This window comes from Nocardioides lijunqiniae, assembly GCF_015024225.1.
GTDB lineage: Bacteria > Actinomycetota > Actinomycetes > Propionibacteriales > Nocardioidaceae > Nocardioides > Nocardioides lijunqiniae.
In genome coordinates this window covers 74696-81517 of the sequence record NZ_JACJGM010000031.1, presented here as the reverse complement: position 1 = coordinate 81517, position 6822 = coordinate 74696, and the positions used below count along the sequence as shown (strand labels likewise).

Genomic DNA, 6822 nt, shown 5'->3' with positions numbered 1-6822 from the left:
GGCACGGCGGGGCTGGCGCCGGCCTCCCCCGCGTCGCGCGGGCTCCGGCCCGGCCCCGGGCGCCGGCGACGCGGCGGCCTGGTCCCGGTCCTCGTCCTGCACGCGCCTTCGCTCCTTCGCCTCTTCAGCCCAGCGCAGCGACCCCCGAAAGGGGGGGTCTCCACATTGCCGACCTCCGCAGTGTGGCATGCGGCGTGGCGGCATTCAACGGTAAGCACGGCTTACCGTTTAGCTTGCTCCCGTTCTATACGTAGCGCAGCGGCCTCACCGAGAGTAGGCTGGCCGCTCTCGTGGCCCCCCGCCTCCAGCGGAACCAGAGGCCACAGCACCGACGCAGAACAGCCGAACGCATCGGGCACCGGCTGCGCCGGAGACGGCACATTCTCGGGACGGAAGGACGCAACCGATGGCCAAACGCGACGTCGACAAGAAGGTCAAGAGCGCGCTCGACGCGCTCCTCGCGGAGAAGGAGACCGCCGTGCGGACTCTCGCCGAAGTGCTTGACAAGATCGAGACCGAAGACCAGGAGATCGCCGAGCGGGTCGCCGCCCGCAACGCGCTCCTCGAGGAGGCCGAGACCGCGCACGCCGCGGCCAAGGCCGCCGGCTGGAAGCCACGCGAGCTCGCAGACGCGGGCCTCGGCGTGCCCAAGTCGATAAACGCCGGCCTGCCGGCCGTAGCTCCTTCGCGAGGCTCCGGCTCGACTGGTCCCAGTGCTCGCGTCGACGTGTCATTCCCGCCCCACGGTGAGGACTCAGGCGGCGCCTCCGGCGTCGCCTGACCCCGCGCCCCTGCGTCTGCCTCCACGACCGCCGGGGGCGTCGACCTGCACCGTCAGCTGGTGACGCTGGTCGGCTGGTGAGGGAGGGAGAGGGATCGTGCGGAGCCCAGGTCGTGCAACGCCCCAGCGGTCACGGACTGTCAGGGGCTGAGCACGGTGGAGACCACCGAAGATTTGGCCGGGCCGCCCGGCCAACGCTCCCGTGGGTGCCGTACCCCGGCGTCGGTGCCACCCGACCATGGCGACCAACGATCAGCACTCCAGCAGCAAGGGGAGAGCAACGATGAGTCAATGCGATCCGTGCAAGGTGCAGGAGGACCTGGCCGAGACTTGCGACAACGGCGCTGAGCCGATGATGCGACGCAGCTGCACTTGCGGACGCGGTCGGCCGGAACCGGCGCCGGCGCCGTACTGGACGCAGAGCCTCGGGACAACCGACAGGATGAGCCCATGACCGAAGCTTCGCATCAAAGCGCTCACGTACTTCTCGACGCGCTCTCCGCGTTCGATGACCTGACCAACCCCAACCCGGACCCGGCGATTCGTCTTGCCCTGCGAAGGCTCGAGGACATAGGTGCGGTGTCGCTACTCATCGACGACGAGGCTCAGACGACGAGCGTTGACGTGCAGCCGTTGCTTCATGCTGCGCTGGAACTCCTCGCTGCCACTACCGCCGCTCGGATGCGCGAAGACCCGACGCTGACCGGAGAAGGGATCATCCAAGAACTGCGGGCAGTCATCGACCTGGCCGCGAGTGACTAGTGGACGTCCTGCTGGTGGTGACGCACCTGGCGGCCGCGGTCGGCGGGATCTACATCGGGTGGTCGATGCGCGACCGGCGACCATGAACCGCCCAGGGCGCGCGGCCGTTCTTGAGAGCCTCGCCGGTGTTCTGCGCGCCTGCTTCTTTGCGACAATGGTCTTCGTCGCGTTCTTCATGCGACATGACGAGACCGCCACTGGCAACCGCGTGTTCTTGCTGGTGCTGGGCCTGCTGGTCGCGGCCGTGGGTCTGTGGCAGGTGGTCGAGTCCGTTCGCGCCGTTCGGCGAATCACGAAACGCAAATGAGCCTGCGGGGGGAAGGGCCCAGTCCCCCGCGCCCTGGTGGTCGACGGTCAGTCCTGCTGCGTGGTGGTCTTGGTGTTGTCGGCGACCTCAGCGGTGGCGTACTTCAGTGAGGGGCCGATCTCGTCGACGATCACGACGTCGCGGGTCCTCTTGGCCTCCCGGGGGGTGCTCACCGGGGGCCCACTCACCACGGCCTGGTCAGCTCAGGTGCCGAGGGGGCCGAGAGCGCGCACGCCGCGGCCAAGACCTCAGGCTGGAAGCAGCGCGAGCTCACGACGCGGGCCTCGGCGTCCCGAAGTCGATCAACATCGGCCTGACGGCCGCGACCCCTTCGCGAGCCTCCGGCTCGACTGGTCACAGTGCGTGCGTCGATGTCTCGTTCCCGCCCCACGGTGAGGACCAGGGCGGCGGCGCCTCCGGCGCCGCCTGACCCATCTGGTGACGGAAAGGCGGCTGGCGATGGCGGGAGAGGGATCGTGCGGAGCCTAGGTCGTGCGACGCCCCAGCGGTCACGGACTGTAAGGGGCTGAGCACGGTGGAGATCGCCGAGGATTTGGCCGGGCCGCCCGGCCAACGCTCATGTGGTGCCGTACCCCGGCGTGGGTGCCACCCAAGCATGCCGACCATCAATAGGCACTCCAGCAGCAAGGAGAGCAACGATGAGTCGATGCGATGTGCGAGGTGCCCGAACACCTGGCCGAGGACTGTGAGAACCAGGTTGAGCTGATGATCCGGCGCGGCTGCACCTGTCAATGCGACGGACTCGAGCCGACGCCTGCGCCTTACTGAACGCAGGGCCTCGGGACAGCCGACAGGATGAATTCATGACCGAAACTTCGCGTCAAAGCGCTCACGTACTCCTCGGCGCTTTCCGCGTTCGATGACCTGACCAACCCCAACCCGGATCCCCGGCCAGGTCGTCGCCGGTGACACTGTGCGCGAGCTCCTCGACAGGCTCGGCTCGCGATGGGCTGCCTGAGATCTGTCCGTGTGGTGATCTGACGGGCCAGCGACCCCAATTGCTACGAGATCTCCGCTCGGTTGTACCCGTCCTCTGTCTGTGCGCCGATTTGGCCTCTAACGAGGCCTCAGTGACAGTCTCGGTACCTGACGCACAACTCCTGCGTCCAGGGAATCTTGACCGTGTAAGTGCCACCCTCGCTCTCCCAGGAGAGTGTGAAGCCCTTCGCGACGCCGAGCGGCCCCGAGCTCAGGGTCAGCTCAACCGCGAGTGATTCGCCCGAGACATCCGAGTCGGACTTGCATAGGGCCGAAACAACGTCGCCGCCTCGATAGCCAGAAACCTCGCGGATCGGAAACGGTTGGGCCCCACTTCCCAAACGTCCTCCCGGCGGGTCAGCGTAGACAGAAAAGTCGGTAAGCGCGATGTCGCCTTCTACGTCGTCAACAGTGACCTCGGTCAGCTCAATCGGTTGATCTCCGACCCGACAAACCGAACCGATCCTGACGGAGGCAACTCCACCGGCTCCAGGCTCCATTCCACCCCGAATCGGGTCGTGGTTGCCAGCGACTACCCGCGGGAACCCTGCGGATTCGCTTTCGTTGTCCTCGTTGTTGTTGACGCAGCCGGCGAGACTCAGCGTCAAGACAACGATGATGACGCCGCACGCGGAAATCTTGAACATCACGTCCCAAGTTTTCGAGCTTGAATCCCCCGAGCCTGATTGATCTCTTCTCCCTGCTCACTCGAGCAGATCTCCGAGTACTTCTGAACATCAATCATGACGGTTGACTTCTTATCGTAGCCCCATTGGGCATTCAATTTGACAAAACCCAGATCGATGCCCCCCTTCTTGGTGTAACCCGACCCCTTGTGCTTAGTGAACTTGAATTTGAAATCATAGTCAATGCAGTTGTGACGCCAGTTCTTGGCTTGGATCGGTTCAGGGTTCGTAAAGTACGCGCCGATTATCTCGGGCTTGTACCAGACGGCGTACTCACTCGGCTCTAGCCAATTACACCCCCGGACGTACTTGCGGTACCGGACGTTATTGCTGAAGGTTTTATTGACGATTCCTAGAGCTTCTCCCTTGCTCGAAGTTTTTACCTTCTTAGTCCCATCCGCGGTGTAAACCGCACCCTTCTCCGCTTTGAACGCGATCCCCATCTCATGCTCGGATGACGTTTCTTGGGTGAGATCTGCCTTCGCGCCCGACCAGTTGTAGACGGATACAAAACGCTCTGGCTTGCCAGGACCCAACTCCTTCTTAGCGATTCGACATCCGCCTCCGCGCTGTAGTGCTCCCGGGGTCGAGGGAGAACGAGGTCGGACGGTTACCGTCTTCGCGGCCGTCTGCTCAGGTGTCGAGAGCGGCTCATCATCGACAGTGCGCCACTCGGAGGCTGGGTCTGATGCCTCATCTACCGTCCCCGCACCCAAGTCCAGGACCAGGGCATCAGGGCCGGCGTCGGACGTCACGCTCATCGCCTGCGTTCCCTGTTGGCCGCCCGTGAGCGGATCTAGCGTCTGGCTGTATTCCATCGTGAGTGACGCGGAGGAGGCCTCGAGACTGATGTTCGCTCTCGCCTCAGAATCCCGGTAGGCAGGCGGTACTTCAGCGCCTGCCAAAGGCAGCTCGAAGGACCCAGTGCTGTCGGTGGTGACGGTCCCGAGATCAAGCATTTCGACCTCTCCGTCCTCGGGTAGCTGGTCCAGAACGGTGTCGTTGGGCCAGGCCTCGACGTGCACTTCTCCATTCGTTACGGGTGCTCCGTTGAGGAGCAGTTGGCCCTCTGCCTTCAGGGGGCTATCCATCGGTGCGGGGAGTGTCGCGGTGGGAACAGTGTTGCCCGCCGTCGCATACCACGCTTGCACCGTCAGTGTGACCGTCACTGGACTGCTGCTGTGGTTGAGGATTCTGACACCGCCGCCTTCTGAGACGGCACTGAATAGGTTCTTAGCGACTCCATCGGCAGCCGAGTCGGTTGCTGTGAACGGGAGGCCCGCGATCGCCGGGGGAGAGTCGTCGTCCGAGTTGTAGACGCTGACGCCACCGGCAGTGCCACCCCAGTTGGCCACGCGCACATTCGACCAAACGGCGGCCAGATCGTCTGCCGATGGCAGGGAGCCAATGCCTGCGAGGGGTACGTCAACTGTGGCGTTGGGCCCAACAACCAGGTTCGTAGCAGCTGTCACCGGCGTTGCGCCGAGGTTTGTGACCGTATGGACAGTCCCGTCACCGGCCTGCAGCACGGGCGGGCCGGTCACTGGCGGAGCAGGGGGAGCCGGGACCGTGTAATAGACAGAGAGTGCAGGATGGTTAGCGGAGCTGGCTGTGGATCTGTTCGAGTGGAAGTACACGACGCTGTTGTTGACGACCGGGGTGGCCTGCTTGAGGACGAGTGAGGTCCGGTGTCCGGGGTTGGTTACCCAGTCCTGGATGAGGGTCTTGAAGTTGTCGGCGAAGTAGCGGCGACTAGTTGAGTTAGGCGAGAGGAGGATCCGGCCGTAAGGAGTCGCCTCGGCGGGGCTACCGCCGTCCCAGCCGCCTGTGGCACCTGCGGAGTTCCAAGTGGCCGTGTTGTCGAAGCTCTTAAGGGCCTTGTACAGCGCGTAGTCCGCGTTGATCATCCCCGGCATTGAGGACTGCGTGATGCCCACGTTGGCACCGTAAACGTCGGCGGTAGCGGGAACTGCGGACAGATCGAACAGCAAGACCGTGCGAGTAGCGACACCGTCCACGTTCCTACCTGCTCGCATTAACGGGGTGTAGCAGTTGCTTTCGTTCGGCGTGCTGCTGCGAAGCCAGCAGTTCCGTCCCACAACCTTGTCGGCCAGCGAGGGGTCGATAGTCACGGGGTAGACCCGTGCGGGGTCGGTCAGCCATCCCATGCTGGGCGTGACGGTGAGTGCCCACCCAGCACCCTGCGGCTCGAGTTCGTAGGCCACGTCGTGGCTGAGCCCGGGCGACGGGCTCGCCGAGTCGGTCATGAAACCCGCCGGCATCACGACCTCCGTCTCGCCGTCTGCACGACGAAACTCGATCGACCCAGAGTCAGTCAGCACGGGAGTGATGCCGGAGCTGGCGTCAAGGCTGTAGGTGTAGACCAACGACCCCTCGCCCTCGGTGGGCGGACCGTCAAGAACGATGTCCTCCTTGAGGCCGGTGTTGTTGACCTGGTAGGTCACCTCGTCGGCGTCTTCCACCTCGGAGAAGGTCGCCTCTTCACCTTCGATCTGCGGGGCGTCGTCAAGGCCGTGCATCCGCATCGTCACCCAGGCGTCCTCAGTCGTGAACCTCACCGGCGTCACAGCGGGGTCCGAGGGAATCTTCACCTCGAAGCTGTTTGCGGCGTTCTCGGCCTCATACGCGGCGCCCGGCGCGGCCACTAGTTCGTTGTCGATCGGGACCCAGGAGTCATCTTCTGCTTGGAAGTTCACGGGTTCGGTGAACGCCTCCAGCTTCATCGAGCCGTCGCTCTGCCGGTACGTGTTCGACGTCTCCGTGGCGAGCTCAGGAACGAGCCCGGCCTCCTCGTCCAGACCGGCCGTGGCGCCGCTCTGGGTCAGCGGAGCGCGTGACCCTGCGAGCTGGGCCGCCACGGGCTGCGCCGCGAATGTTGCCAACAGCGCCGACGTCGCGACACCTGCGCCAACGATGGTTCGCATCCGACGTGCGGAGGGTGACGCAGCCATGAAAACTCCCTAAGCGCGATCAGCACCCCTGGAGAAGTGCCTAACTGCCGGGAAGTCTTTACTACCCTGGGACCTAGTACCGGGTGTTTCCCAAGTTTTCGGATGTGGACTAGGCCAGGACAACGGCGATTCGCGTCGATATTGGCACTGCTGTACAACGCCGGACGGCAGGCGCAGCCCTGGCACACTCGGGTGCGTGTGAGGAGGGCCGCAGTTGGGTCGACGGTACCTCCGGCAGGCGACCAGCAAGGCCCGTTCATGCCGCCAGTGCTGGGCCTGCGCGTCGCGGCCGCGGGTCTGTCGCAGAGGGTCGAC

6 protein-coding genes are annotated in these 6822 nt (G+C 64.5%); 3 read left to right on the top strand and 3 right to left on the bottom strand.

Annotation, left to right across the window (positions count from 1 at the left end; all coding sequences use genetic code 11):
• Positions 1–406: 406 nt before the first annotated feature.
• The 3 genes from IRQ30_RS17885 (at position 407) to IRQ30_RS17875 (ending at position 1850) form a co-directional block, all read left to right on the top strand.
• Positions 407–781 (top strand): hypothetical protein, encoded by a 375-nt coding sequence (locus tag IRQ30_RS17885; protein ID WP_193614272.1) that lies wholly within the window; start codon positions 407–409, stop codon positions 779–781.
• A 450-nt stretch (positions 782–1231) separates the two neighbouring features.
• Positions 1232–1543 (top strand): hypothetical protein, encoded by a 312-nt coding sequence (locus tag IRQ30_RS17880; RefSeq protein ID WP_193614271.1) that lies wholly within the window; start codon positions 1232–1234, stop codon positions 1541–1543.
• A 58-nt stretch (positions 1544–1601) separates the two neighbouring features.
• Positions 1602–1850, top strand: a complete 249-nt coding sequence (locus tag IRQ30_RS17875) for a hypothetical protein (protein ID WP_193614270.1) — start codon at positions 1602–1604, stop codon at positions 1848–1850.
• A gap of 47 nt (positions 1851–1897) precedes the next feature.
• Here IRQ30_RS17875 and IRQ30_RS23905 read toward each other — a convergent pair whose 3' ends face one another.
• From IRQ30_RS23905 to IRQ30_RS17865, 3 genes are all read right to left on the bottom strand, one after another.
• Complete coding sequence (locus tag IRQ30_RS23905) at positions 1898–2023, bottom strand: hypothetical protein (protein ID WP_264674629.1); 126 nt, start codon at positions 2021–2023, stop codon at positions 1898–1900.
• A gap of 915 nt (positions 2024–2938) precedes the next feature.
• The gene (locus tag IRQ30_RS17870; protein ID WP_193614269.1) at positions 2939–3499 is read right to left on the bottom strand and encodes a hypothetical protein; all 561 of its coding nucleotides are present in this window, start codon (positions 3497–3499) and stop codon (positions 2939–2941) included.
• Positions 3496–6507, bottom strand: a complete 3012-nt coding sequence (locus IRQ30_RS17865; RefSeq protein WP_193614268.1) for a DNRLRE domain-containing protein — start codon at positions 6505–6507, stop codon at positions 3496–3498. Before IRQ30_RS17865 ends, IRQ30_RS17870 begins: the two co-directional genes overlap by 4 nt.
• Positions 6508–6822 lie beyond the last annotated feature (315 nt).